21 protein-coding genes are annotated in these 24,679 nt (G+C 75.3%); 11 read left to right on the top strand and 10 right to left on the bottom strand.

What is annotated here, in order from left to right:
• The first annotated feature begins 385 nt into the window (after positions 1-385).
• Positions 386-1,249 carry a bifunctional 5,10-methylenetetrahydrofolate dehydrogenase/5,10-methenyltetrahydrofolate cyclohydrolase gene (locus WA788_RS20475; protein WP_335979385.1) on the top strand — a complete coding sequence of 288 codons (864 nt, stop codon included), beginning with the start codon at positions 386-388 and terminating at the stop codon, positions 1,247-1,249.
• 248 nt (positions 1,250-1,497) lie between these two features.
• Here WA788_RS20475 and WA788_RS20470 read toward each other — a convergent pair whose 3' ends face one another.
• On the bottom strand, positions 1,498-1,968 hold the full coding sequence (locus WA788_RS20470) for an RrF2 family transcriptional regulator (protein ID WP_335979383.1): 471 nt from the start codon (positions 1,966-1,968) through the stop codon (positions 1,498-1,500).
• Between the two features lie 198 nt (positions 1,969-2,166).
• Here WA788_RS20470 and WA788_RS20465 point away from each other — a divergent pair, with 198 nt between their 5' ends.
• Together WA788_RS20465 and WA788_RS20460 are read left to right on the top strand one after the other, a co-directional pair.
• Positions 2,167-4,884, top strand: coding sequence for an FAD/NAD(P)-binding protein (locus tag WA788_RS20465; protein WP_335979381.1), 2,718 nt, complete (start codon positions 2,167-2,169; stop codon positions 4,882-4,884).
• Positions 4,885-5,376: 492 nt separating this feature from the next.
• Positions 5,377-6,168, top strand: a complete 792-nt coding sequence (locus tag WA788_RS20460) for a hypothetical protein (protein ID WP_443034070.1) — start codon at positions 5,377-5,379, stop codon at positions 6,166-6,168.
• Positions 6,169-6,275: 107 nt separating this feature from the next.
• Here the strand turns inward: WA788_RS20460 and WA788_RS20455 are convergent, their stop codons facing one another.
• The gene (locus tag WA788_RS20455; RefSeq protein ID WP_335979377.1) at positions 6,276-7,097 is read right to left on the bottom strand and encodes an AfsR/SARP family transcriptional regulator; all 822 of its coding nucleotides are present in this window, start codon (positions 7,095-7,097) and stop codon (positions 6,276-6,278) included.
• Between the two features lie 695 nt (positions 7,098-7,792).
• Between WA788_RS20455 and WA788_RS20450 the strand changes: the two genes are divergently transcribed.
• From WA788_RS20450 to WA788_RS20440, 3 genes are all read left to right on the top strand, one after another.
• Positions 7,793-9,889, top strand: a complete 2,097-nt coding sequence (locus WA788_RS20450) for an MMPL family transporter (protein WP_335979376.1) — start codon at positions 7,793-7,795, stop codon at positions 9,887-9,889.
• Between the two features lie 208 nt (positions 9,890-10,097).
• Positions 10,098-10,550, top strand: coding sequence for a carboxymuconolactone decarboxylase family protein (locus tag WA788_RS20445; RefSeq protein WP_335979374.1), 453 nt, complete (start codon positions 10,098-10,100; stop codon positions 10,548-10,550).
• A 178-nt stretch (positions 10,551-10,728) separates the two neighbouring features.
• Positions 10,729-11,172: a DUF6059 family protein gene (locus WA788_RS20440; protein WP_335979372.1), complete on the top strand. Its 444-nt coding sequence runs from the start codon at positions 10,729-10,731 to the stop codon at positions 11,170-11,172.
• Positions 11,173-11,191: 19 nt separating this feature from the next.
• Here the strand turns inward: WA788_RS20440 and WA788_RS20435 are convergent, their stop codons facing one another.
• The 3 genes from WA788_RS20435 to hemG all read right to left on the bottom strand — a co-directional run bounded on the left by WA788_RS20435 (position 11,192) and on the right by hemG (position 13,942).
• Positions 11,192-11,638: a YdeI/OmpD-associated family protein gene (locus tag WA788_RS20435; protein ID WP_335979371.1), complete on the bottom strand. Its 447-nt coding sequence runs from the start codon at positions 11,636-11,638 to the stop codon at positions 11,192-11,194.
• Positions 11,639-11,804: 166 nt separating this feature from the next.
• Positions 11,805-12,413: a mycothiol-dependent nitroreductase Rv2466c family protein gene (locus WA788_RS20430; protein WP_335979369.1), complete on the bottom strand. Its 609-nt coding sequence runs from the start codon at positions 12,411-12,413 to the stop codon at positions 11,805-11,807.
• Between the two features lie 47 nt (positions 12,414-12,460).
• Positions 12,461-13,942, bottom strand: a complete 1,482-nt coding sequence (gene hemG / locus WA788_RS20425; protein WP_335979367.1) for a protoporphyrinogen oxidase — start codon at positions 13,940-13,942, stop codon at positions 12,461-12,463.
• A gap of 190 nt (positions 13,943-14,132) precedes the next feature.
• Here hemG and WA788_RS20420 point away from each other — a divergent pair, with 190 nt between their 5' ends.
• Positions 14,133-14,909: an alpha/beta fold hydrolase gene (locus tag WA788_RS20420; RefSeq protein WP_335979365.1), complete on the top strand. Its 777-nt coding sequence runs from the start codon at positions 14,133-14,135 to the stop codon at positions 14,907-14,909.
• Between the two features lie 169 nt (positions 14,910-15,078).
• Here WA788_RS20420 and WA788_RS20415 read toward each other — a convergent pair whose 3' ends face one another.
• From WA788_RS20415 to WA788_RS20395, 5 genes are all read right to left on the bottom strand, one after another.
• Positions 15,079-15,954, bottom strand: a complete 876-nt coding sequence (locus WA788_RS20415) for an NmrA family NAD(P)-binding protein (RefSeq protein WP_335979364.1) — start codon at positions 15,952-15,954, stop codon at positions 15,079-15,081.
• 90 nt (positions 15,955-16,044) lie between these two features.
• A complete protein-coding gene (locus tag WA788_RS20410; RefSeq protein ID WP_335979362.1) occupies positions 16,045-17,811 on the bottom strand; it encodes an FAD-dependent monooxygenase in 1,767 nt (588 codons plus the stop codon).
• 212 nt (positions 17,812-18,023) lie between these two features.
• Positions 18,024-18,791 (bottom strand): gamma-glutamyl-gamma-aminobutyrate hydrolase family protein, encoded by a 768-nt coding sequence (locus tag WA788_RS20405; RefSeq protein WP_335979360.1) that lies wholly within the window; start codon positions 18,789-18,791, stop codon positions 18,024-18,026.
• A complete protein-coding gene (locus tag WA788_RS20400) occupies positions 18,788-19,147 on the bottom strand; it encodes a non-heme iron oxygenase ferredoxin subunit (protein WP_335979358.1) in 360 nt (119 codons plus the stop codon). The genes WA788_RS20405 and WA788_RS20400 overlap by 4 nt, the downstream gene beginning before the upstream one ends.
• Positions 19,148-19,327: 180 nt before the next feature.
• Entirely contained in the window at positions 19,328-20,116 is a 789-nt protein-coding gene (locus tag WA788_RS20395; RefSeq protein ID WP_335979356.1) for an SDR family oxidoreductase, read from the bottom strand.
• Between the two features lie 333 nt (positions 20,117-20,449).
• Here WA788_RS20395 and WA788_RS20390 point away from each other — a divergent pair, with 333 nt between their 5' ends.
• The 4 genes from WA788_RS20390 to WA788_RS20375 form a co-directional block, all read left to right on the top strand.
• The gene (locus tag WA788_RS20390; protein WP_335979354.1) at positions 20,450-20,896 is read left to right on the top strand and encodes a carboxymuconolactone decarboxylase family protein; all 447 of its coding nucleotides are present in this window, start codon (positions 20,450-20,452) and stop codon (positions 20,894-20,896) included.
• Positions 20,897-20,956: 60 nt separating this feature from the next.
• Complete coding sequence (locus WA788_RS20385) at positions 20,957-21,637, top strand: sulfotransferase family protein (RefSeq protein ID WP_335979352.1); 681 nt, start codon at positions 20,957-20,959, stop codon at positions 21,635-21,637.
• A gap of 92 nt (positions 21,638-21,729) precedes the next feature.
• Entirely contained in the window at positions 21,730-23,331 is a 1,602-nt protein-coding gene (locus tag WA788_RS20380; protein ID WP_335979350.1) for an alpha/beta fold hydrolase, read from the top strand.
• A 216-nt stretch (positions 23,332-23,547) separates the two neighbouring features.
• A partial coding sequence (locus tag WA788_RS20375) for an FAD-dependent monooxygenase (RefSeq protein ID WP_335979348.1) occupies positions 23,548-24,679 on the top strand: 1,132 nt, incomplete at its 3' end.

Raw genomic sequence — 24,679 nt, 5'->3', positions numbered from 1 at the left:
CGACTGGTCGGTTCCGCACCGGCGCACGACCGCCCCCTGCCACCCGGCCGCCGCCCCCGCACCGGCCACCAGCGCGAACACCGCCCGCCCGGCCGGTCCGTCCGCCACCGGCGGCCGCAGCCCACCGGCCGCCGCGACTTCGCTGTGACGAACACCACATCGGCATGGCCCGCCGCCCCCGGCGCCCCGCCCGCCCGGCCGCCCCTCGCGCCGCGTGCGCGACCCTTCACCCGTGCACCGCGCCCGCCGTGGCCACCGGCGCCCGCGGGCAGGCCCGCCCCGGTTCCGTGCCCCCTGCACGGAGGCCATATTCTTGACGTGGTACCCCCGTACGCAGTCCTTGCCACCGGGTGAATCGTCCGCCGACAGAAAGCGGTTCGCCGCCATGACACGCACGATCAAGGGCGCCGAGATCGCCCGCGCCATCCGCACCCGGGTCGCCGAGCGCGTGGCCGAGGCCGCGCCCGGCGGCCGGGTGCCCGGACTCGCGACCATCCTGGTCGGCGACGACGCCGCCAGCGCCGTGTACGTCGCCGCCAAGCGCCGCGCCATCCGCGAGGCGGGCATGCGCGACGTCCACCACCACCTGCCGGCCGACGCCACCCAGGAGCAGGTGGCGGCCGTCATCGACGCGCTGGCCGCCGACGCCGACGTGCACGGCATCCTGCTGCAACTCCCGCTGCCCCAGGGGCTCCAGGCCGCACCGCTGATCGACCGCATCCCCGTCACCAAGGACGTCGACGGCCTGACCACCGCCAGCGCCGGGCGCCTGGCGCGCGGCGAGCGCGGACTGCGGCCCTGCACGCCCAGCGGCGTCATCGAACTCCTCGACGCCGAGGGCATCGAGCTCAAGGGCGCGTGCGTCGCCGTCGTCGGCTGGGGCGAGCTGGTCGGCCGCCCGCTGGCGCAGCTGCTGCTCCAGCGCGGGGCGACGGTCACCGTCGCCCACGAGTTCACCGCCGACCTCGGCGCCGTCACCCGGCCCGCCGACGTCGTCGTGGTCGCCACCGGGGTGCGCGGACTGGTGGGGCCGGAGCACATCAAGCCGGGCGCGACCGTCATCGACGTCGGCATCCACCGCACGCCCGAGGGCCTGCGGGGCGACGTCCGCACCGCCGAGCTCGACGGCATCGCGGGCCGCATCACCCCCGTGCCCGGCGGGGTCGGCCCGATGACGATCGCGATGCTCCTGGTCAACACCCTCCAGGCCGCCGAGTGGGACGCCGAGCGCGAGCCCGTCCCCGCGTAGCGCGTGGTCGCGCGGCCTCCCCCACGTCCTCCGGGACGGGCTCGGGGGCCGCGTCGGCCGGGGCTCGTGCTGGGGTACGCCGCCGGGCCGTCGGGCCGGCGGCCCGACGGGCAGGTGCGGCTCGCTGGGGCCGTGGCCCGCGGCCGGCGAACCAGCCGGAACAAGTCGAGCAGGACGCGGACCTTGCGAGGCACCGACGCACCCGGGCCTTGGACGGCGTGGAGCGGCCGCCCGGAAGCGACGGGGAGCTACGGGCGCGGGTCGGGGGCGTCCGGCGCGTCGGCGAGGTAGGTGCGGGCGCGGGTGCGGACGACGTCGGGCAGGTCGCCGGCGGCGAGGTCGGCGAGCTTGGTGGTCTCCAGCACCTCGCGCAGGCTGGTGCGGACCGCGCGCCAGACGTCGGGCAGGGGCGCGGCCGGGCCCGGGTAGCTCAGCCCGGTGAGGCTGAGGTCGCGGACGTTGGCGAGCGGGCCGTCGACGACCCGGATGACGTCGGCGAGCGAGATCTCGTCGGCGGGCAGCGCCAGCGCGTAACCCCCTTCGGGGCCGCGGATGCTCTGCACGAGGCGGCTCATCCGCAACTCCCGCAGAATGCCGAAGAGAAAGCGGACCGGGATGTCCTGGCGGGCCGCCAGCTTCTCTGCGGTGAGCGGGACCTCGGAGGCCGCGAGTTCGGCCATCGCCCGCACCGCGTAGTCGGTCTTGGCTGTGATCCGCACGGCCCAACTCTCTCACAGACCCGCCGGACCGGCCCCGTACGGGCGCGGTCCGGCGCCCGTACCGGAGTCCGGCTGGAGTCCGGGTGGAGTCCCGGGGGATTTGGCGCAACGCCCTTGCCGAGTGCAGGTATTTCACTGAAATAGTGAATTACGGGCCCCGGCCCGCCCCAGCGCCCTTCGTCCGCACAGGAGGCTCCCATGTCGTCAGGCATGCCGTCAGGAAATCCCGCCCGGACGGTCGCCGTCGTGGGAGCCGGCGCGGCGGGCACCATGGTCGCGATCCAGTTGTGCGAAGCGGGGCGGCGCCGCGGGTTCCGCTTCGAGCTGGTGCTCGTCGACCCGGCGCCGGAGGCCGGCCGCGGCGGCGCGTACGCCACCCGCGACCCGCGGCACCGCCTCAACGTCCCGGCGGGCAACATGAGCTGCCACCCCGACGACCCCGGGCACTTCGTCCGCTGGCTGTGCCGCCACGGCGAACCCGACGTCAGCCCCGCGGACTTCGCGACGCGCTACCGCTACGGCGCCTACCTGGCCGACACCCTCGGCCAGGCCGTCATCGCCGCCCGCGGCACCGTCCGCGTACGGCGGCTGCGCACCCGCGTGACCGGATACGCCGAAGCCGGCGCCGCCGCCCGGCTCACCCTGGCCGACGGCGGCACGCTGGACGCGGACTGCGTGGTGCTGGCCACCGGCCCGGCCGCGCCCGACGCCGGCTGGGCACCCGGCGCGCTGGCCGCCGACCCGCGCTTCGTCGCCGACCCCTGGGCGCCCGGGGCGCTGGACGCGCTGCTGGCCGAGGGCGAGAACAGCGACGTGCTGCTGGTCGGCACCGGCCTGACCGCCATGGACCTGGCCATGACGCTGGACCGGCCGGGGCGCACCCTGCACGCGGTGTCCCGCAACGGCCTGCTGCCGCAGGCGCACGCGGTGGCGCCGCTGCCGCCCGCGCCGCTGCCCCCGGCGCTGAGCGACGAGCACACCCCGGACCTGCCGCTGAGCCGGCTGCGGGCGGCCGTGCACCGCCACGTGGGCCGCACGGTCCGCGCCCAGGGCGACTGGCGGCCGGCGGTGGACGGGCTGCGCCCGGTCACGGCCCGGCTGTGGACGGCGCTGACGGCGCGGGAGCGGGCGGAGTTCCTGGCGTGCGACAGCGCGCTGTGGAACGTCCACCGGCACCGTATGCCGCCGGCCACCGCGGAGTGCGTGGCGCGGATCGCCCGGGCCGGGCGGCTGCGCACCCACCGGGGCCGGGTGGTCGCGGCCGGCGAGGGCCCGGGCGGCCTGGCTGTCACCGTCGCCGGCGGCGGCGCCCGGCGGGAGTTGGCGGTGGGGTGGGTGCTGGACTGCACCGGGCCGGGCCGCACCGCGGACCCGCTGTGGCGGGGCCTGCTCGCCGGCGGCCGCGCGGTGCCCGACCCGACGGGGATGGGCGTCGCCACCGCCGACGGGCGGCTGCTTTCCGCGCACGGCCGCGCGGACCGGCATCTGTGGACGCTCGGGGCGCCGCGCCGGGGCGAGTTGTGGGAGACCACCGCGGTCCCGGAGATCCGGGTGCAGGCCGCGGCCGTGGCGGCGGCGGTGTTCGGCGCGCTGGCCGGCCCGCGGCCCGCGCGGCGGCCGCGGCGCCCGGCCGACGGCATGGGGTTCGCGCTGTCCACCGGCGCGGACTCCGCGGCGGCCTACCGCGCCGGGGTGGCGCGGCTGCTGAAGGTGAGCGCCGGCGCCGAGGACGCGTTCGCCCGCGCCACCGCGCTCGACCCGGGCTTCGCGCTGGGCCACGCCGCACTCGCGCTGGTGGGCCACGAGACCGGCGCTGACGTGGACGTGGCGGGCGCGCTGGCCGCCGCCGAGCGCTCGGCGCGCGAACGCGCCGACGACCGCGAGCGGGCGTTCGTGGACGTCGTCTCCCGCCGGGTGCGCGGCACCGCCGCCGACGGCGACGCGGCGCTCGTGCGGTATCTGGGCGCGCACCCCGGTGACGCGCTCGCGCTGGCCGTCGCGGTGCCGACCATCGCCTTCTCCGGCCTGCACGACCTGGAGGAGGTCAGCGCGCTGCGCCTGGTCGAGCAGACCGCCGCCGCGCACGCCGGGCACTGGTTCCACACCTCGCTGCTGGCCTTCCTGCGCCAGGAGCAGGGCCGTTACGACGAGGCCGGGGTGCTGGCCGAGCGGGCGCTCGCCGCCGAGCCCGCGTCCGGGCACGCCATGCACGCGCTAGCCCATGTGCACTACGAGTGCGGCGACCACGAGGCGGGCCGGGCGCGGCTGGACGGCTGGCTGGCCTCGCGCGGGCGCGGCAGCGCCCACCGCGCGCACTTCTCCTGGCACGCGGCCCTGCACGAGCTGGCGTTGGAGGACACCGGCGCGGTGCGGCGGCGCTGGGCGGGGCAGCTCGCGCCGGCGAAGGTGCGCGGGGTGCGGGCGCTGGTGGACTCCGGCTCGCTGCTGTGGCGGGCCCGGGTGACGGGCAGTTGGGCCGGCCGGGTGCCGATCGACGACGTGCTGGGCGCGGTGGGCGCGGAGATCCTGGAGCGCCCGGCGACCGCCTTCACCGCGCTGCACGCGGCGCTCGCGCTCGCGGCGGCCGACGACCTGGCGGGTCTGAACCGGCTGCGCGTGCACGCGCTGGGGGCCGACGCGGTGCAGCGGGAGGTGGTCGCGCCGCTGTGCGAGGCGCTGGCCTGCGTCGTGGAGGAGCAGTGGGTGGAGGCGGCCGGGCGCCTGGAGCGGGTGCTGCCGCTGCTGGGCGGGGTGGGCGGCAGCGCCGCGCAGCGCGAGGTGGTGGAGGAGACGATGCTGTACGCGCTGGTGTCGGCCGGCCGGCACCGGGCGGCCCGGCTGCGGTTGGAGGAGCGGTTGGCCCGCCGTTCCTCGCCGCGGGACGACCGCAGTCTGGCGGCGCTGTCGATGGCGTGAAACCGCCGCCGGCCGGGGCGCCTCCCCGGTGCCCACTACCCGGCAGGCACCCCGGTCGGCGGCGGCGGAGTATGGTTCCGGTTCTGCGGCACCATGTCCGAAGTATGCTTCCGGTACAACGCAACTGTGTCCGAAGAGAGCCGCGCACCGCCCGGTTCAGGACCGAATCCCGTGGGTACGTGCTGTCCATGGTGTTCACTTTGCTTCGGGAAAGGACACAGTGTGGTGATCAGCGCGTCGGGGGATGCCTCCGCCGGGTCCGAACCTCCTGAACGCCGGACCCCTCGGCTTGCGGGTCGTGACCAGCCCGCGAGGCTTTCCGAGTCGATCTTCCGCATTCCTGTCGCATTGCTTCGCGACGCGGACTCGCCTCGGTTGGAGGGTATAGATCGCAACCACGTACGTTCTCTGGTGGCGACCGAGGGAAAACTCCCACCCATCATCGTGCATCGTCCGACAATGAAGGTTGTCGACGGGATGCACCGTCTGCATGTGGCGCGATTGAACGGCCAGCGGGAGGTCGAGGTCCGTTATTTCGACGGATCGGAATGGGAAGCGTTCCTGCTGGCCGTGGAGTTGAACATGCGGCACGGATTGCCGCTGACCTTGTCGGACCGCAAGAAGTCGGCCATGAAGATCCTCGAGGGCTGCCCGGAGTGGTCGGACCGGGGCATAGCCGCCCGAACAGGATTGTCCGGCAAGACCGTTGGCGCGCTGCGCCGGAAGGCGGCGGGCCGCATCGCGCAGGCGCCGGTGCGGGTCGGCCGGGACGGCCGGGCCCGGCCGCTGCACCGGGAGGAGAGCGGCCGGGCGGCCGTCGGGCTGCCGCCCGGCCGGTCCGCGGACCCGCCGGCGGAGCGGCTCGCGGGCCGGCCCGTCGGGCCGGCCCGGGAGCAGCTCGGGGCGGCGCTGCCGGCGCCCCGCAGCCGCTTCACCCCGCGGCTGGTCGGCGGCGAACGCGCCGACGGCGCCGCGGTGTCCGGGCCGGGGGCGCTGTCCGCGGCGCCGGCCGCGCACGCCCTGGGCGGGTACGCCGACCCGGACACGCAGTTGGCGTCGCTGAAGCGCGATCCGGCGCTGAAGTACAGCAAGGACGGCCGGGAGATGATCCGCTGGCTGGAGACGCATGTCGTCCGGGACGCGGATCTGGGGCTGGTGCTCCAGGCCCCGGCCCATCAGGCCAGGAAGATCGCCGTCCTGGCGCGGGCGTGCGCGGCGAACTGGAACGGCATCGCCATGCGGATGGACCTCGCGGGCGACGACGCCCCGCCGTCGTCGGGCTGATCCGTCCGCCCGGTGCGGCCCCGCCCGGGGCGGCCCGACTCCGGCGCTCGTGTCGACTGAGGAATTTCCTCAGTCGACACGGCCCCCGGACGGCCGCGCGCCGCGCTTCAGTTGGGGTACCAGCCGAAGGCCGAGGACGGGCGCGGGCCGGCGGCCACGTCGAGGCGCGGGTCGACGGTGAGGATCGCGTGGTGCAGCCGCTGCAACTGCGGCGAGGGGTCGACGCCCAGGTCCTCCACCAGCCGTGCGCGCAGCCGCTGGTAGACGTCGAGTGCGGTCGCCTGGCGGCCCGAGCGGTACAGGGCGACCATCGCCTGGGCGTGCAGGCCCTCGTGTTCGGGGTGGCGGGCGATCAGGTCGGTGAGCTCCGCGATGAACTCCCGGTGCCGGCCCAGCCGGAGTTCGGCGTCGATCCGCCGCTCCACGGCCACGAGCCGGCTCTCCTCCAGCCGGGCCGCCTCGATCTCCAGCACCGGTCCCATCCGCACGTCGACCAGCGCGCTGCCGTCCCACAGGTCGAGGGCGCGCCGCAGCAGGTCGGCGGCGGTGACGTCGTCGCCCACGTCGTAGGCGCGCTGGCCGGTGGCGACCAGGCGCTCGAACTCGTGGACGTCGACGTGCTCGGGCCGCACCTGGAGCAGGTAGCCGCCGTAGCGGGTGACCAGGACGTCCTTGGCGGTGCCCGGCTCGTCCGGTCCCATCGCCCGGCCGAGCCGCCGGCGCAGCTGGAGGATGTACGTCTGGAGCGTGGTCAGCGCGCTGGCCGGCAGGTTGCTGCCCCAGATCTCCTCCATGAGGGTCGAGATGGGCACCACCCGGCCGGGGTAGAGCGCCAGCAGCGCCAGGATCTGGCGGGGCTTACTCGCGGTGGGGACGACGGTCAGTCCGTTGACATCGACCTGTAAGGGGCCAAGGACCTTCGCTCTCACTGGTTCCTCCTCGCGTCGGCCGGCCGCACGTGGACGAGCCGGCACCGAATCCGATCCGTAGCGCATGTCGCACGGGCACAATCACGCGGCCTCTCTCTGCGAAACGAGCCGTCGAGTACGTAACCACTGACGCGACCCGACTCCACAGGTTGTCCGCCGCTCTTCCGACGGTTCTCCAACGGCGCATGAGGCGTTGTCGAACCGCGAGGGGCGGACCAGCGCGATTCTCGCGACCGGTCGCCGGAGCGGCAAGTGCGGCTCTGACGTACTGTCAGGGAACGCCTGCTGTCCGTCACGAACAGGTCAGGCGGCCCTTGAGCCGGGTGGGGCGCGGCGGACCGGTGGGACGGGTGGGAGCCGCCACCGGAAACCGGCGGCCGGAACCTGCGGCAGCCGCCGCGCCCGGGGCGGCCGGCACGTCGCCGTCCGTGACGGACGCCCGGTCGACTTCCCCTGGGGCGCGCCCGCTCGGCCCGGTCGCGGCCGGCTGTCACATGTTCCGGCCGCCGGCCGTCATAGCAGTGACCGACGAAGCCGCGTCCCGACGCGCACGCCCCACCCCGCTGACCGGAGCCGTGGAGAACGGCCTCCCCGACCTCTTGCGAGCTGGCATGACTACCAAGAATGAGCAACCGATCACACAAAGTGTCAGGTCGGGGCCCAAAGACGGCTTCACCGCGGGCTATGCCCGGCTGGTGAGCGGGCGCCGCTCGAAGTGGGCGGTGCTGGTGATATGGCTGGTCCTGATCGCGGCCGGCGGATCGCTCGGCGCCAAGATCGGCCACGTCCAGAACAACGACCAGGAGACCTGGCTGCCCTCCAGCGCCCAGTCCACCCAGGCGGTCAAGATCGCCGAGAAGCACTTCGCGGACCGGCACACCAGCGGCGCGGTGATCGTCTACACCCGCGCCGGCGGCCTCACCGCGGCCGACACCGCGAAGATCACCGCGGACAGCGGCGCCCTGAAGGACGTCGCCGTCGGCCCGGTGTCCGCCCCCGAGTTCTCCACCGACCACGTCGCCGCCTTCATCAGCCTGTCGCTGCGCACCAGCCCCAGCGACAACAACGTGCTCACCCACGCCGTGGACCGGTCGGAGACGGTCGTCCGGGACGGCGCGCCGGCCGGGCTCGAGACCAAGGTGTCCGGTGAGGCGGGCAGCATCCGGGACTTCGCCGACGTGTACAGCGGGATGGACGGCGCCCTGCTGGGCGCGGCCCTCGCCGTGGTCGCGATCCTGCTGCTGCTGACCTACCGCAGCCCGGTGCTGTGGCTGGTGCCGCTGCTGTCGGTCTTCCTGGCCGCGGAGGTGGCCAGCGGCGTGGTGTACCTGTTCGCCGCGCACGCCGGGCTGCTCGTCAACGGCCTGAGCACGTACATCCTGATGATCCTGTGCGTGGGCGTCGGCACGGACTACGCGCTGCTGCTGATCGCCCGCTACCGCGAGGAACTGCACCGGCACGAGGACCGGCACGAGGCGATGCGGATCGCGGTGGGCCGCTCGATCTCGGCGCTGTCGGCCTCCGCGGCCACCGTCGTGCTGGCCTCGCTGTGCCTGGTCTTCGGCCGGATGACCTCCACCCGCGGGCTCGGCCCGGTGGTGGCGATCGGCATCGCGGTGGTGTTCCTGGCGATGACCTCGCTGCTGCCCGCGCTGCTGGTCGTACTCGGCCGGTGGACGTTCTGGCCGTTCGTGCCGCGCCACACCCCCGGCTACCGGGCGGGCGCGGAGCAGGAGCACGGCGCCTGGGCCAGGGTGGCCGGCGCCGTCGCCCGCCGGCCGCGGGTGGTGTGGGCCTGCTGCATCGTGGTGCTGGCCGCCCTCGCCGCCGGCACCGCCACGGTGGAGACCGGCCAGACCCAGGCCCAGCAGTTCACCAAGTCCGTCGGCTCCATCGAGGGCCAGAAGGTGCTGGCCGCGCACTTCCCCGCCGGCGCCTCGGAGCCCGCCGACGTCTACGTGCCCAGCCAGTCCGGCGACAGCGCGCTGCGCGTGGTGGAGTCGGTGCCCGGCGTGCAGAGCGCGGACATCGAGCGCACCGCGGGCGGCTGGACCCACATCACCGCGGTCTTCAAGGACGCCCCGGACACCCCGGCCGCCCGCGCCACCGTCCACCGCATGCGCAGCGCGCTGGGCAGCGCGCCGGGCGAGACCTCCGACGCGGTCGTGGGCGGCCAGAGCGCCATCGCCCTCGACACCGCGAACGCCACCAAGGACGAGGAGATGCTGCTCATCCCGCTGGTGCTGCTGGTGGTCCTGGCCATGCTGATGCTGGTGCTGCGGTCGGTGGTCGCGCCGATCGTGCTGCTGCTGTCGGTGATCCTGTCCTACGCCGCCGCGGTCGGCGCCGCCTCGCTGCTCTTCCACGCGATCGGCTACCCGCACATGGACCGCAGCCTGCTGCTGATCGGGTTCCTGTTCCTGGTCGCCCTCGGCGTGGACTACACGATCTTCCTGATGGCGCGGGTGCGCGAGGAGGTCCGGCGCCGCGGGCACCGCGAGGGCGTGCTCACCGGCCTGACCGTCACCGGCGGGGTGATCACCTCCGCGGGGATCGTCCTGGCGGCCACCTTCTGCGTACTGGCCACCATCCCGACCGTCTCCTCGCTCCAGGAGGGCCTGCTCATCGCGGTCGGCATCCTGCTGGACACCTTCCTGGTGCGCAGCCTGCTGGTGCCCGCCCTGTCGCTGTCGATCGGCCCGGGCATCTGGCGCCCGGGCCACCCCGAGACCCAGGCGCCGCCCGACGGCGGGCGCCCGGTGGAGACCACCCGCGCGGACGTCGGCGCCTGACCGGCCGCGACGGGTCACGAGGGGCGTCGCGCCGACCCCCGCGGTGCGGCGCCCCGCTTTCCCGCCCCCGGCGCACCACCGCCGGGGGCCGTTCGGGTGCCGGTGCGCCCCCGCTGTCACACTCCCGCGGCGGCGGTCGTCATAGAAGTGGCGCCGCCCCGCGGCGGCGCCGTGTGTTCACCCCCGAAAGGCACGAAAGGCAATGACCATGGAAGCGCGCATGAAGAACCCGGCGATGATCCTCGGCGCCACCCAGTCCATCCAGGACATGTACAAGGCGATCTACTCCGGCGGCGTCCCGAAGACGACCCTGGACCTGGTCCACCTGCGCGCCAGCCAGATCAACGGGTGCAGCTCCTGCGTGGACTCCGGTGCCCGCGGCGCCCGCAAGAGCGGCGAGACCGAGGAGCGGCTGTTCGCCGTCGCCGCCTGGCGCGAGACCACCCTGTTCACCGACGAGGAGCGCGCCGCGCTGGCGCTGGCCGAGCACGCCACCCGGCTGGCCGACCGCAGCGACCCGGTGCCGGACGCGGTCTGGGACGCGGCCGCCGACCACTTCGACGAGAAGGGCCTGGCCGCGATCGTGCTGATGGTCGCGCTCACCAACTTCTTCAACCGGCTCAACGTCACCACCCAGCAGATGGCCGGCGACTGGGGCTGACCGGCCCCGCGCGGCACTGCCCCGGCTCCCCGCCCGGCGGGGACCCGGGGCCGTCCGCGTGCGCGCCCGGCGGCCCCGCACCTGCTTGAGCGGGCTTCCAGCCCGGCTCCAACCGTGCCGCGGACAGTAGCGTCACCGCCTCCCGCACCGGGGGGCACGACGCGAAGGGACCCCGTCCATGGCCGCCCTCGCCCTGCTCAGGCGCTTCGTCGGCGAGGTGTGCCGCTCCCTGGGCGCCTACGGGGCCATGCACGCCCTGGGGCTGTGGGTGCCGGGCTGGCCGCCCTTCGACCAGGAGCCGGAGCAGCCGGACGGCCCGCCGCCCGCGCACCCCGAACGCCTGCGCCCGCAGGACCCGCTGAGCGCGCTGGAGCGCTCGCTGCTGCGCCAGTGGCGGCGGCAGGACCGGCAGGAGCGGCGCCGTCGCCGGCAGGCCGAGCGGCGGCACCTGGAACGGCAGCGGGAAGAGCACCGCCGGCGGCAGCGGGAGCAGCACCGCGAGCAGCGGCGGGAGCAGCAACGCGAGCGGGAGCGGGACGCACGGGAGCAGCACCACCCGCGGAAGCGGGACGCACGGGAACGGCAGCCGGACGCGCGGGAGCAGCGGCGCCCGAAGCGCTGAGCGCCGCTCCCCCGGCCGGTCAGGACAGGTCCTGCTCCCGCAGCGTCAGCAGCGCCTTGGCGATGCGGCGGGCCCGGGTCTCGGGCTTCTTCGCGCTCTCGACGGCCCGGATGTGCTCGCGCTTGCGGCTGGGCGTGAGGCTGTTGTAGGCCGTGGCGGCCACCGGGTCGGCCTTCAGCGCCGCGGCGAAGTCCTCGGGCTCGGTCACGGTGCGCGGCGCGGTGTCCAGGGCGAGTTCGACCTCGACCTCCTCGCCGGTGTCGACGCCCGCGGCCGCCCGGTTGGCCTTGCTGAAGCCGATCAGGTGCCGGCCGCGCATGATGGCGAGCCGGCTGCGCCAGGTGTGGCCGTTGACGGTGATGGTCACCGGCGGCCGCGCTCCCCCGCCGAGTTCCTCGACGATCTCGGGCGGCACCTCCAGCCCGCGCATGGGCTCCGGGGGCTCGACCTGGGTCCGAAACTTCATCGTCTGCTCCTGTCGGCGGGGCCGGTCCGGGTCCAGTGTCGCGATCCGGCCGCGGGGGCGCGGCCCCCTCGGCGTTCTGCGAGCATTATCACCATTGGCCGTGCCCCGTCCGCAACGGCGAACGGGGCACGGCGTGTTCGGGTGTGAGGGAGCGGGCCGGCCGCGGTCAGTCGAAGCTCGGCCTGCGGTCGCGGGTGCGCTTCAACTCGAAGAACCCGTCGGTCGAGGTGACCGCCAGCACCCCGTCCCACAGCTTCGCGGCGGCCGCGCCGCGCGGCACCGGGGTGACCACCGGCCCGAAGAACGCGTTCCCGGCCACCGAGATCACCGGTGTGCCGACGTCGTCGCCGACCTGCTCCATGCCCTCGCGGTGCGAGCGCCGCAGCGCCGCGTCGTACTCGGCGGTGTCCATCGCCTCCGCCAGGTCGCCGTCCAGGCCCGCGGCTTCGAGCGCCGCCGCGGCGGTGGCCCGGTCCCGCGGCGCCTTCTCATGGTGGTAGCGGGTGCCCAGCTCGGTGTAGAGGCGGCCGAGCACCTCGGGGCCGTACTTCTGCTCGGCGGCGGCGCACACCCGCACCGGGCCGATGCCGTTCGCCGCCCGCCAGCGCTCCGGCAGGTCGCGGCCCTCGTTGAGGACGGCGAGGCTCATCACGCGCCAGCGCACCTCCACCGGCCGCAGCAGCGCCACTTCGTGCATCCAGCGCGATGCGATCCACGCCCAGGGGCACTGCGGATCGAACCAGAAGTCGACAGGGGTCGGGGTGCCTTGCGCCACGTCGGGCCTCCAAAGGGACGGAACGGGGATGCGGTGCGGACGGCACGTCAGTCCCGGGCCCGCGCCGCCGCCGGGGCGGCCGGCGCGGCGGCGCGCAGCGAACCGAGCACCTGGTCGGCGGCCCCCCGCGCGCTGACCACGCACTGGCCGATCCCGACGCCGTCGTACACGGCGCCGCAGACCGCGAGGGAGGGCTGCGCGGCCACGGACGCGCGAATCCGCGCCACCCGGTCGAGGTGCCCGACGGTGTACTGGGGCACCGCGTCGGCCCAGCGGCTGACCCGGGCCGCCACCGGGTCGCCCACCACCCCGGCGGCGCCCGCGACCTCGGCCGCGGCGAGCGCGACGAGGTCGGCGTCGTCGCGCTCCAGCACGGCGCCGTCTCCGCTGCCCCCGGCCTGGCAGCGTACGATCTCCACCTCGCCGGCCAGGTGCGGCCACTTGACGGTGGAGAAGGTGACGACCTTCATCGGCCGCCCGTCCACCGCGGGCACCCGGTAGCCGCTGTGGCCCAGGGCACGCATGGCGTCGAGCGCGCCGCGCGGGTAGGCGAGGGTGATGATCACCGAGCCGGCGTGCGGGACTCCGCTGAGCTCACTCGCGGCGGCGCCGGCTCCGGGCACCCCGGCGAGCAGCCGGCCGGCCGCTCCGGCGGGCGCGGCGAGGACGACGGCGTCCGCGTCGACCACTTGCGTCCCGGCGGCGGTGTCCACGGTCAGCCGCCAGCCGTGTGCGGCGCGGGCGAGTTCCCGCACCGCGGACCCGGTGCGCACCGCCGAGCCGGGCGACGCGGCGAGCAGGGCGTCGGCGAGCACCCGGGGCAGCCGGCCCAGGCCCCCGACGAGGGTGGAGATGCCCGTGGGGGGCCGTACGCCGTCCGCCGGCAGCGGCGGGATCAGCGCGGCCGCCGCCTGTGCCAGGGAGGGGTGCCGGCGGGCGGCGCCGACCAGCGGGGAGAGCGTGGCCGCGGCGGACAGCTCGTCGGCGCGGCCGAAGTACGCGTCGGCCAGGAACGGGTCGACGAGCCGGTCCACGACCTCGCGGCCCAGCCGCGCCCCGACGAACTGCGCCACCGACACGTCGCCGTCCGGCGCTGACATGGGCCGCACGGCGTCCTCGCGGGCCCGGTCCACCGCGGCGCCGGACAACAGGCCGGCGCCGGCCAGCTCGTCCATGTCGCAGGGCACCCCCATGAACTGGCGGTCCGGCAGGGGGCGCAGGGCGCCGCCGGTCCTGATCGCCATCGCCTTGGTGCCCGCCGAGACGACCCGGTCCGCGAGCCCGGCCTCCTTCAGCAGCCGCGCGGTCTTGGGGCGCTTGGCGTACGTGGACTCGGCGCCCTCGTCGACGACGGTGCCGGCCAGCTCCGAGACGGCGAGCTGCCCGCCGATCCGCGACGACCCCTCCAGGACCGTCACCCGCACCGGTTCGTTCCGCAGGAAGAACGCCGCCGCGAGGCCCGCGACACCGCCCCCGACGACGACCACATGCGGGACTTCGCGCGTCCGAGACATTCCGTTGTCCGCCATTCCGCCGGCTCCCTCATGGATTGGGTGTGGCCCCAGTGTCGACAGGCCCGGCGGCAGTCCCGGTCGAGTCCGGGTGGACCCCGGCCCGCGGCCCGGGCGGTGGCGTGCGATCGGCGCTCGACCGGCCGTCCACCGGCCTGCCGGACAGTGGCGGTACCGGCCACCACCAGCCCAGCGTGAGGAGAGCGCCATGCGGAAGGTCGTATCGCGGGACGGCACGACGATCGCCTACCGGTCGGCGGGCGACGGCCCGCCGATCGTCCTGATGAACGGCGCGTTCCGCGACCACACGATCTTCGACGCGCTGGTGCCCGAACTCGCCCCGCACTGCACCGTGTACGTCTACGACCGCCGGGGGCGCGGCGAGAGCGGCGACAGCCCGGCGTACGCCGTCGAGCGGGAGATCGAGGACCTGGCCGCGCTGATCGACGAGGCGGGCGGCGCGGCGGTGGTGTTCGCCGGGTCCACCGGCGCGAACCTCGCGCTCGAGGCGGCCATGGCCGGGCTGCCCATCACCAGACTGGCGCTGCACGAGCCGTACTTCCGCACCGCCGGGTACCCCAAGCCGCCGGCCGACTGCATGGAGGTGCTGCGGGGGCTGCTCGCGGACGGGCGGCGCGGCGAGACCGCGGAGTACTGGCTCACCGAACTGCTCGGCCTGTCCCCCGCGGTCCTCGCGGACTGGCGGCGCGGCCCGCTGTGGGCGACGAACGAGACGAACGCCCACACGCTGCTGTACGACACCGCGATCCTCGGCGACTTCGAGGTGCCCGAGCAGCGCCTCGCGACGCTGCGGGTCCCCGCGCTCGTCGTCCACAGCGAGAGCACCGGCGACTGGCTGCGCGACGCCGCCCGCGCGACCGCCCGCGCCCTGCCCAACGGCTGGGGCATGGGGCTGCCGGGCACCTGGCACCGCATCCACACCGACATCCTCGGCCGGGTGCTCGCCGGTTTCGCCACCTCCTGAGCGGCGGCGCCGACCGCCCGAACCACCGCGTACGGCACGGGGACCCGCGGGTCCCCGTGCCGTACGCGCACGTGCGCTCCCCGCGCCGACGGCGCAGCGCCGCCTGCGGCACACACGACCGGCCCGCCTCCCCTGTGCCGCGGAGGCGGGCCGGTCGCGGTGCGCGCGGTCAGTCCGAAGCGGCGGGCGGCACCGTCCAGTTCGCCCGCAGCCAGCTCTCCAGGCCGACCAGGTCCGGGCGCCGGCGGCGCAGCGCGGGCAGGTCCGCGCGGTAGCCCTCGCGGTCCAGCCAGTCGAACATCCGGGCCAGGTCCGGGCGGGCGGCCCGCAGCGGCTCGAAGGACTGCTGCTCGTACCGGGTCGGCAGGCCCGAGACGCGCGCGAACGCCTCGGCCATCTGCGGCCCGGTCAACTCGTCGCTCGCGATCTCGACCTGCCGGCCCAGCCACGCGTCCGGGTCGTCGAAGGCGTCCGCGGCGAACGCGCCGATGTCGGAGGTCGCGATGACCTGCACCGCGACCTGCGGGCGCAGCCACAGGCCGAGGACGAGCCCGCCGTCCGCGCGGCGCGGGCCGATGTCGCGCAGCACGTCGTGGAACATCGCCGGCCGCAGTACGGTCGCGGGCAGCCCGAGCTTGTCGATGTGCTGCTCGATGCGCCACTTGTTCTCGAAGTGCGGGATGCCGCTGCCGCGTTCGGCGCCGCCCACCGAGCTGTACACGAAGTGCGCGACGCCCGTGGCCGCGGCGGCGTCGGCCACTGTCCTGCCGTGCCGTTCCTCGGCGTCCGACCCGCCCGGCGTGCGGAAGGTCTGGACGCTGAAGACGCCGTGCACCCCCGTCATCGCCGCGCGCAGCGACGCCTCGTCGTCGAAGTCGCCGGGCACCAGCACCGCGCCCCGCGCGGCGAGCGCCTGCGCCGCCGCGGACTGCGGCGCACGCACCAGCGCGTGCACCGTCCGCCCGCGGCGCAGCAGTTCACGGGCCACCGCGCCGCCCTGTCTGCCGGTCCCGCCCAGGACCAGCACCGTCCCGTCCACCGTCACCGTCTGCCTCCGTCTCGGCTGCCTCAGCCGCCTGGTCGTTGCGCTGTGCGGGCCTTCCTGGACCGCCTGCCGTGTCCGGGCCGCGAACCGCTACGCGCCGGGGCCGGCCAGCAGCCGGGTGAGCACGTCGGCCAGGGCGGCCGCCGGGTCGTCCGCGGCGGTCGCGGCACGCCAGGCGACGTGGTTGTCCGGGCGCACCAGGATCGCGCCGTCCGCGGCGGTCCCCCGTACGGCCGCCCAGCCGCCGTCGGTGTCCGTGTACGGGGCGCCGGCGCCGCCGATCCGGACCGCGGTGACCGGGGTGGCGAGCTTCTCCGCGACCTGGGCGGCCGCCTCGCACCAGGCGGCCCCGTCCGGGCCGGTGAGCAGGACGAAGCCGCGCTCGGGGCCGGCCAGGTCGTGGGTCGACACGCGCCGGCCGTCGTGCTCCAGCCAGGCGTGCGGCAGCCGGTGCCCGGGCCGGGTCGTGGGGTGGTAGACGTCGCGCATCGCGGTGCGCGGCGGCGGCGCGCTGCCGTCGGGGAGCACCGCGCCCTGCTCGTAGGCGAAGCCGATCTCCAGGTCGTGGGCCTGCCCGCCGGCCCGGTGGGTGTCGAGGATCTCCGCGGTGCGCGCCCGCACCACGTCGCCGATCGGGGACTCCTCGAAGAACCGGGCGAACATCCGCTCCCGGCGCTGCTGGGGCGCGTGCGGTCCCAGCCCGATCGTCTCCAGGACCGTCTGGTGGTGGGAGGCGGCGGACACCGCCCAGTCGACGTTGTGCCGGCACACCGGGCGCCGCTCGGCCTCATAGCTGTCCAGGAGGGCGTCGCCGGCCCGGCCGGAGAGCACCGCGGCCAGCTTCCAGGCGAGGTTGTGGGCGTCCTGGATACCGGAGTTGAGGCCGAGGCCGACGGTCGGCGGCTGGCGGTGCGCGGAGTCCCCGGCCAGCAGCACGCAGCCCTTGCGGTAGTGCTCGGCGACCAGCGCCTCCACGGTCCAGTTCGTCACGTGGTGCAGGGTCAGCTCCAGGTCGGGCACGCGCAGCAGCTCGCGGATGCGGGCCGTGACCGCCTCCTCGTCCAGGCGGCCGTCCGGCATCGGCGGGAAGTGCAGCACCCACTCCTCGCACGCCTTGCCCCAGCTCGGCCCCATCTCGATGAGGTTGCTGCACAGGTCGGGGTCGTAGGCGTTGAGGAAGTGGGTGAGCAGCGTGCCCTCCTGCCACCACGGCGACAGGTCGGCAGCGAAGTAGGCGGTGGTGACGTCGAGGAGGCCGTGCAGGCCCTGCATCTCGATGCCGAGGGCGCTGCCGATGGTGCGGCCGCCGTCGGCGCCGATGAGGTACTGCGCCGTGACGGTGGTGGTCTCGCCGGTCGCGACCTCGCGGATCTCGGCCACCACGTGGTCGCCCCGGTCCTCGAAGCCGGTCATCTCGTGGCCGAAGCGCACCCGGCCGGGATTGCGCTCCTCCGCGGTGCGGCGCAGGATCGGCTCCAGCCTGACCTGCGGCAGCTTGACCGGCAGGACGGGGCCGGCCGCGGCGTAGCGCTCGCGCAGCACGCCGCCGCCGAAGGCGTCCATCTCGTGGATCAGCCGCGTGTCCATGGGCTCGTCCCCGGCCAGCGAGGTCAGCCAGCGCAGGCCGCCGAACAGCTCCAGGGGCGCGCCCTGCTCGGTCATCGGCCGGTCGAGTCCGTGCTGCCGGAAGATCTCCATGGTGCGCTGGTTGAGGTAGTGCGCCTTCGGCACGTGGGCGGTGTCGGAGTGCCGCTCCACCAGCAGATGGGCCACACCGTGGTCGGACAGGAAGTTGGAGGCGGCCAGGCCGCATCCGCCGCCGCCCACGATCAGTACCGGAACCTCGACTGCTGCCATTGTGGTCCTTCCTGGAGGTGGCAGCCGCGCGCTCGCGGGGGCTGCCGCACGGGCCGGGCCGCCGGTCGCCGGTCGGCCCGCCGCGTCCTGGCACTGACGCGGACTGGGGTGGTGCGCAGGGGTGGTGGTGTGCGGGAGTGGTGGTGCGGGTGCGCGGCGGTGTGCTCGGCCGCGGTGTTCTCGTAGCGTGCCGACGGCGTCTGTAGCCGCGGTCAAGGACGGGTGGACCCCGCGGGTTGCGGGTGCCGGCGCCCGGCCCGTGCGGCAGCGGCCCCCGCGAGCGCCCGGTGGAAGCGGTCGTCCGCGGTCTGGCCCGCCTCCCACTGCACGCCCACGGCGAAGGGCCGGCCGTCGGCCTCGACGGCCTCGACCGTCCCGTCGGGGGCCCACGCGGTCGCGGTCAGGCCGGTCCCGACGGTGTCGACGGCCTGGTGGTGGTGGCAGAACGACTCGGCGCCGCTGTCGCCCAGGATGCCCGCGACCCGGCTGCCGGGCCGGAGCTCCAGCGCGTGCCGGCCGAAGGTGAAGCCGGCGGTGGCCGGGCGGTGGGAGTCGTCGCCGGTGGTCTCCGGCAGGTGCTGGTGCAGGGTGCCGCCACGCTGCACGTTCAGCAGCTGCATGCCGCGGCAGACGGCGAGCAGCGGCAGGTCCGCCGCCAGCGCCGCGCCGATCAGCGCCAGTTCGGCGCGGTCCAGGTCCGGGCGGACGGCCCGGGTGCTGGGGTGCGGCGGCTGCCCGTACAGCGCGGGGTCGACGTCGGGGCCGCCGGGCACCAGCAGGCCGTCGAGGGTGCCGGCGAGTTCCTGCGCGCCGTGGCCCAGCGGCAGCACCACGGGCAGGCAGCCGGCCGCGGCGAGGAAGTCCACATGGGACTGGAGCGCCAGGCTGACCGTCAGCGCGCTGCCCTGGAGGGTGACCGGCGCGGTCCGCGCGGCGATCCCGACGACCGGGCGCCGGGTTCCGGTTGCCGCGGCCGTCACGCCTGACCGCCCGTCAGCTCGCCGGACGGCTCACCCGCCGCGACCGCGGGGCCCGGCGCGACGTGGACGTAGCCGTCCTCGACCTTCACCCGGTAGGTGGGGATCGGGCGCGTCGCGGGCGGGCCCGAGGGGGCGCCGGTTTTCAGGTCGAAGCAGGAGCCGTGCAGCCAGCACTCGATCGTCCCGTCGTAGACCTCGCCCCCGGCGAGGGGCACTTCGGCGTGGGAGCACAGCTCGCCGACCGCGTAGACCGTGCCGCCGCTGCGGGCCAGCGTGACCGCGGTGCCGTCGACCTCCACCGCGATCGCGCCTTCGGCCGGGACCTTCTCTTCCGGGCAGACCTTGACGAAGCTCATCGGTCGGGCTCTCCTCCTCCGTCGGATTCCGGCGGCCGCTCGGTCCCCGCCGCAGCGGGGCGGGGAGCCGGCCGCCCGCCACCCTGCCCGCGCGCGGTGGAGTACGGCCCGAGGAGCGGACGAGGCTCGCTGCACCCGGGCCCGCCCGCCCCGCCCGGCTGTCCCGCCCGCCCGCGGCCGTCACCACGGCACCGGGCCCTCCTCGGCCAGCGACGCCCCGGACGGCCCGTCGGCGTCCAGCAGCGCCAGCCGTACGGCGATCACGGCGCCCTGGGCGGGGGTGCGGTGCCCGCGGCGGTGGTTGATGTCGGTGGCCACCACGCCGGGGTGGGCGGCGTTGACCTTGACCGCCGTGCCCCGCAGCTCCTTCGCGTAGGCGAGGGTCAGCGCGTTGAGGGCGGTCTTCGAGGACTGGTAGGCGATCATGTTGACCCCGGCGAGCGGGGAGTCCGGGTCGGCGTGCAGGGCCAGCGACCCGATGTGGCTGGACATGTTGACGATGCGGCCCGCCGGGGCGCGGCGCAGCAGCGGCAGCATCGCGCGGGTGACGGTGACCACGCCGAAGACGTTGGTCTCGTAGACCGCGCGCAGGTCGTCGGCCGTGGCCTGGCTGGGGGCGCCGGTGAAGCCGCCGGCGACGCCCGCGTTGTTCACCAGGATGTCCAGGCGGCCGTGGCGCCGCTCGATACGGGCCGCCGCCTCGGCGACGCCGGCGGCGTCGGTCACGTCCAGCCGCAGCGGTTCGGCGTCGATGCCGCCGGCGGCCAGCGCGTCGGCCGCCTGCTTGCCGCGTCCCTCGTCCCGGGCGCCGACCAGGACGCGGATGCCCCGCTGCCCCAACTGGCGCGCCGTCTCGTACCCGATCCCCTTGTTGGCGCCCGTGACGAGCGCGACCTTCCCGGCGGTGTCGGCTTCCCCGACTTCCCCGACTTCCCCGGCTTCTCCGGTCACGGCGGCTTTCCCGGTCATCGCGGCCTCCCCGGTCATCGTGGCCCGTCCCTTCTGCGGTGGTCCGGCCGCCCCGGCCGGCGTGTGCGAGGCCCCTCCCGTGGTGGCGGGGGTTCCCCGAACTGTGCGCACCGGCACGGCGGTTGTCGACGCCCGGGCCGTTCAGGGCGTGCTCAACCGCGCCCGCTCCGCAGTCGAGCACGCCGGGTGCCACCGGCCGCACGGCGTTCCGGTGCGTTCAGTTGCCGCCGCCGCGTGCCGGGCGGCAGCCTGGGCCCCGGCACCCGCCGCCGCGCACCCGGAAGGGGGCGCTCGGGCGGCGCGGCTCGGCCCCGACTCCCAGGAGATGACCCGATGCCACCGCGGATGAACAACCCCTCGCTGATCGTGCCGGACGCCCTGCAACCGCTGCTCGACCTGTCCAAGGTCATCGGCGCGACCGGTGTGCCGCAGCGGACCCTGGACCTGGTCCGGCTGCGGGTGAGCCAGATCAACGGCCGCCGCTACACGCTGCCGGCCGACCTCGGGCCGGCCGCCGCGGCCGACGAGCGGCTGCCGCGGGTGGCCGGGTGGCGCGCGGCGGACTGCTTCTCCGGGGCCGAGCGCGCCGCACTGGCGCTGGCCGAGGCGACCACCGAGATCAGCGGGCGGGAGGACCCGGTGGCCGACGAGGTCTGGGCGCAGGCCGAGGCGCACTTCACGGCGGAGGAACTCGCCGCGCTGGTCCTCCACATCGGCCTGGTCAACCTCTGGAACCGGGTCAACGTCTCCACCCGGCAGGTACCGGCCGACTGGCGCTGACGCGCGCCGACCGCCTCGGCAGGCGCCTGCCGACCGTACGCACGGAGGGAAGTCATCACGATGCTCAAGCTCATCAACGCCGGCCTGGGCCGGACCGGGACGACGTCGTTGCAGGTGGCACTGGAGCGGCTGGGCCTGGGCCCCTGCTACCACATGTTCGACATCGTCGGCGACGAGAAGCGGCTGCGGCAGTGGGAGGGCATCGTCTGCGACGGCGAGGAGCCGGACTGGGCCGCGGTGTTCGACGGCTACACCTCCGCCGTGGACGGTCCGCCCTCCTTCTACTACCGCCCGATCGCCGAGGCGTTCCCCGCGGCCAAGGTGGTGCTCACGGTGCGCGACGCGGAGGGCTGGTACGACAGCACGTACCGCACGCTCTTCCAGTTCGTGCTCAAAGGCCGGGAGGACCCGCCGCAGGAGGGCTCCCGGCAGGCCCGGGTGCTGCGGATGACGACCGCCATGACGTGGGACGGGCTCTTCGACGGCCGGTTCGAGGACCGGGCCCAGGCGATCGAGGTGTACCACCGGCGCAACCAGCAGATCATCGACTCCGTCCCCCGGGAGCGGCTGCTCGTCCTCGACGTGCAGCAGGGCTGGGAGCCGCTGTGCGACTTCCTCGGGGTCGAGGTGCCGGCGGAGGAGTTCCCGCACGTCAACACCACCGCCTCGATGCGGGATCGGATGCGGCGGATGGGCGGCGCGGGCGGTCCGCTCGCGCCCGAGGGCGTCAACCGGCCCTGACCGCCCGCCCGTCGGCGCGACGCAACCAGAGAGCAGCTGCGGCACCGGCCGGCCGACGCCGGCGGGCCGCCGGACACGATGGGGGAGACACGATGCGGAAGACGTCACGGAGACGAAGACTCGTCCCGGCGGTGGCCACGGCGGCCGCGCTCGCCGGGGTGGCCGCGGCCGCACCGGCGCAGGCGGCCACCGGGCCCGCGGCGGCCAGGACGGCTGCGGCGGCGGTCACGGCGGTCACGCCGGCGGCGGGGACCATCAGCTGGTCGCCCTGCCCGGACAGCGACCCGCTCGTCGGCACCCTCCTCAAGGGGCTGGAGTGCGGGTCCCTGCGGGTGCCGCTCGACTACGCCGAGCCCGGCGGCCGGCAGATCACCCTGGCGCTGACCCGGGCCCGGCACACCGCGCCCGACGACCAGTACCAGGGCGTGGTGCTGCTCAACCGCGGCCAGTGGCCGGGCCAGTTCGGGCGGGACCTGCCCACCCGCTTCGCCACCGGCACCTCCGGCCTGCCGACCGGCACCGGCGCCCAGTACGACTGGATCGGCTTCGACCCGCGGGGCACCGGCGCCAGCGAGCCGATGGTCACCTGCGACCCGGCCTACCTGTGGCCGGGCCAGGCCCGGCCGGACTACGTGCCGCGCACGGCCGCCGAGATGAGCACCTGGGTGGACCGGGCCCGCAGCTTCGCCCGCAGCTGCGGCGACGCCTACGGCGACGTGCTGCCGTACCTCGGCACCAAGGACGCCGCCCGGGACCTCGACAGCATCCGGCAGGCGCTCGGCCAGCAGCGGATCAGCTACTTCGGCTACGACTACGGCACCTACCTCGGCGCGGTCTACGCCTCCATGTTCCCCAGCCGGGTGCGGCGGATGGTGCTGGACACCGTGGTCGCGCCGGCCGGCACCTGGTACGCCACGGACCTGGCGCAGAGCGACACCTTCGAGAAGAGCGCCGGCACGTACTTCTCCTGGATCGCCGCCCATGACGCCACCTACCACCTGGGCACCACCGAGGCCGCCGTCGAGGCCCGCTACTACCAGGGCATGGACGCGGTCCGCCGAGCGCCGATCAGCGGGCAGATCGGCCCGTCGGAGTACTCCGACATCTTCCTCGTCAGCCTCTACCGCCGCTCCTCCTGGGCCGCGAACGCCAAGGCGCTCGCCGACTGGGTGCTGCGCGCGGACCCGGCCGGGCTCCAGGCGGGCTTCGGCGTGCCGGGCACGCCGACGCAGAACAAGCAGGCCATGTACAGCGCGGTGCAGTGCGTCGACACGCCCTGGCCGCACGACTGGAAGCGCTGGCAGCAGGACTACGCGGCGCGGTACGCCGCCGGCGACCACATGATGACCTGGTCCGACGCCTGGTACAACGCGCCCTGCGCCTTCTGGCCGGTGCCGGCCGCGACACCGCAGCGGATCGGCAGCGGCGCGGACGTGCTGCTGCTCCAGGGCGACGACGTCGGCAACTCCCCGCTGTCGGGCGCCCTGCGGATGCAGCGCGAGTTCCCCGACTCCCGGCTGGTGGTGGAGCACGGCGGCTTCGAACACGAGACGTCCATGTCCCGCAACGCCAACGCCTGTATGAACGCGTACGTCAGCGCCTTCTTCAAGGACGGCAGCCGCCCGGCGGCCGGCCCGGGCGCCGACGCGACCTGCGCGGCCAATCCGGCACCGGCGCCGCCCGCCGAAAGCTGACACCGGCTTTCACGAAGTGCCGCGACAAGGCGTCAACCGCGGAAATTCCGCGGTTGAACGCCTTTTCGCACGCGGTGTATCCGCCGCTTTTTCGCAAGGCTCCGCCGGCCTTTTCACGCACCGCCTCTTCTCATTGCGAGCGCGCCCGGCGGCATGCAATTCTGAGCCGATGACTCACCACCCGCCCTATGTTGGAGGGCCCTTGTGGAAACTGGCGTGATCATTGTCGGGGCCGGCCCGGTCGGCCTGTTACTGGCGGGCGAACTCCGTCTGGGCGGCGTGGAGGTGGCCGTCTACGAAAAGCTCTCCGCCCGGTCCGGGGAATCCCGCGCGCTCGGTTTCAACCGGCGGGCCGCGGAATCCCTGGCGCAGCGCGGCCTGCTGTCCCGGCTGGCGCCCTTCCGCTGGGGCCCGATGGGGCACTTCGGCGGGGTGCGTTTCGACCTCGGCATGCTCGACGAGGACCACAGCGGGGTGCTGGGCCTTTCGCAGGCCCGCACCGAGGAAATGCTGGAGGGCCGGCTCGCCGAACTCGGCGTCCCGGTGCGGCGCGGCCACGAGGTGACCGGGCTGCGCGAGACGGCCGACGGCGTGACCGTGTCCTTCGACGGGCCGCACGGCCCCGGCGAGGCGGCCGCCGCCTACGTGGTCGGCTGCGACGGCCCGCACAGCGCGGTCCGTGCGGCGGCGGGCATCACCGTGACCGGGCGGGCGGCGACACGGGGCATGTACACCGCGGAGATCAGCGGCGTCACGCTGCGCCCGCGGCCGATCGGCGAGCGGCTGCCGGGCGGGAACATGGTGGTGTGCACGCCGCTGGGCGAGGGCCGCTACCGCGTCGTGGTCCATGACCGGACCCTGCCGCCCGACCCCGACCCCGGCACCCTGACCTTCGAGCGGGTCGCCGACGCGTGGCAGCGGCTGACCGGCGAGTCGATCCACGGCGCGCGGCCGCTGTGGCTGTGGGCCTGCGGCAATGCGGCCGGGCTCGCCGACCGGTACCGGCAGGGCCGGGTGCTGCTGGCCGGCGACGCCGCGCACGCGATGCCGCCGCTGGCCGCGTGGGGGCTGAGCGCCGGTCTCCAGGACGCGGCGAACCTCGGCTGGAAGCTGGCGCTGGTGCTGGCCGGGCGGGCCCCGGACGGGCTGCTGGAGACGTACCACGCCGAACGCCACCCGGTCGGCGCGGCGTTGGTGCGCAACGCGCAGGCCGCGTCGATGCTGTACCTGGGCGACGACGCCATGGACCCGGTCCGCGAGGTGCTGGCCGAGCTGGTGGCGCACAAGGACGCGGCCGGGCAACTGGCCGGCGTCGTCAGCGGTTTGGGCATCCGGTATCCGATGGGCG

Origin of the sequence: Streptomyces sp. CA2R106, from assembly GCF_037034245.1 — a bacterium.
Taxonomy (GTDB): domain Bacteria; phylum Actinomycetota; class Actinomycetes; order Streptomycetales; family Streptomycetaceae; genus Actinacidiphila.
This window is presented reverse-complemented; position numbering and strand designations above follow the sequence as displayed.

Excerpts from the sequence above, each read along its gene's own strand:
- WA788_RS20475 (WP_335979385.1), top strand. The coding sequence starts at position 386 with ATGACACGCACGATCAAGGGCGCCGAGATCGCCCGCGCCATCCGCACC.
- WA788_RS20390 (WP_335979354.1), top strand. The coding sequence starts at position 20,450 with ATGCCACCGCGGATGAACAACCCCTCGCTGATCGTGCCGGACGCCCTG.
- WA788_RS20420 (WP_335979365.1), top strand. The coding sequence starts at position 14,133 with ATGCGGAAGGTCGTATCGCGGGACGGCACGACGATCGCCTACCGGTCG.
- WA788_RS20445 (WP_335979374.1), top strand. The coding sequence starts at position 10,098 with ATGGAAGCGCGCATGAAGAACCCGGCGATGATCCTCGGCGCCACCCAG.
- WA788_RS20400 (WP_335979358.1), bottom strand. The coding sequence starts at position 19,147 with ATGAGCTTCGTCAAGGTCTGCCCGGAAGAGAAGGTCCCGGCCGAAGGC.
- WA788_RS20395 (WP_335979356.1), bottom strand. The coding sequence starts at position 20,116 with ATGACCGGGAAAGCCGCCGTGACCGGAGAAGCCGGGGAAGTCGGGGAA.
- WA788_RS20385 (WP_335979352.1), top strand. The coding sequence starts at position 20,957 with ATGCTCAAGCTCATCAACGCCGGCCTGGGCCGGACCGGGACGACGTCG.
- hemG (WP_335979367.1), bottom strand. The coding sequence starts at position 13,942 with ATGGCGGACAACGGAATGTCTCGGACGCGCGAAGTCCCGCATGTGGTC.
- WA788_RS20435 (WP_335979371.1), bottom strand. The coding sequence starts at position 11,638 with ATGAAGTTTCGGACCCAGGTCGAGCCCCCGGAGCCCATGCGCGGGCTG.
- WA788_RS20380 (WP_335979350.1), top strand. The coding sequence starts at position 21,730 with ATGCGGAAGACGTCACGGAGACGAAGACTCGTCCCGGCGGTGGCCACG.
- WA788_RS20465 (WP_335979381.1), top strand. The coding sequence starts at position 2,167 with ATGTCGTCAGGCATGCCGTCAGGAAATCCCGCCCGGACGGTCGCCGTC.
- WA788_RS20440 (WP_335979372.1), top strand. The coding sequence starts at position 10,729 with ATGGCCGCCCTCGCCCTGCTCAGGCGCTTCGTCGGCGAGGTGTGCCGC.
- WA788_RS20410 (WP_335979362.1), bottom strand. The coding sequence starts at position 17,811 with ATGGCAGCAGTCGAGGTTCCGGTACTGATCGTGGGCGGCGGCGGATGC.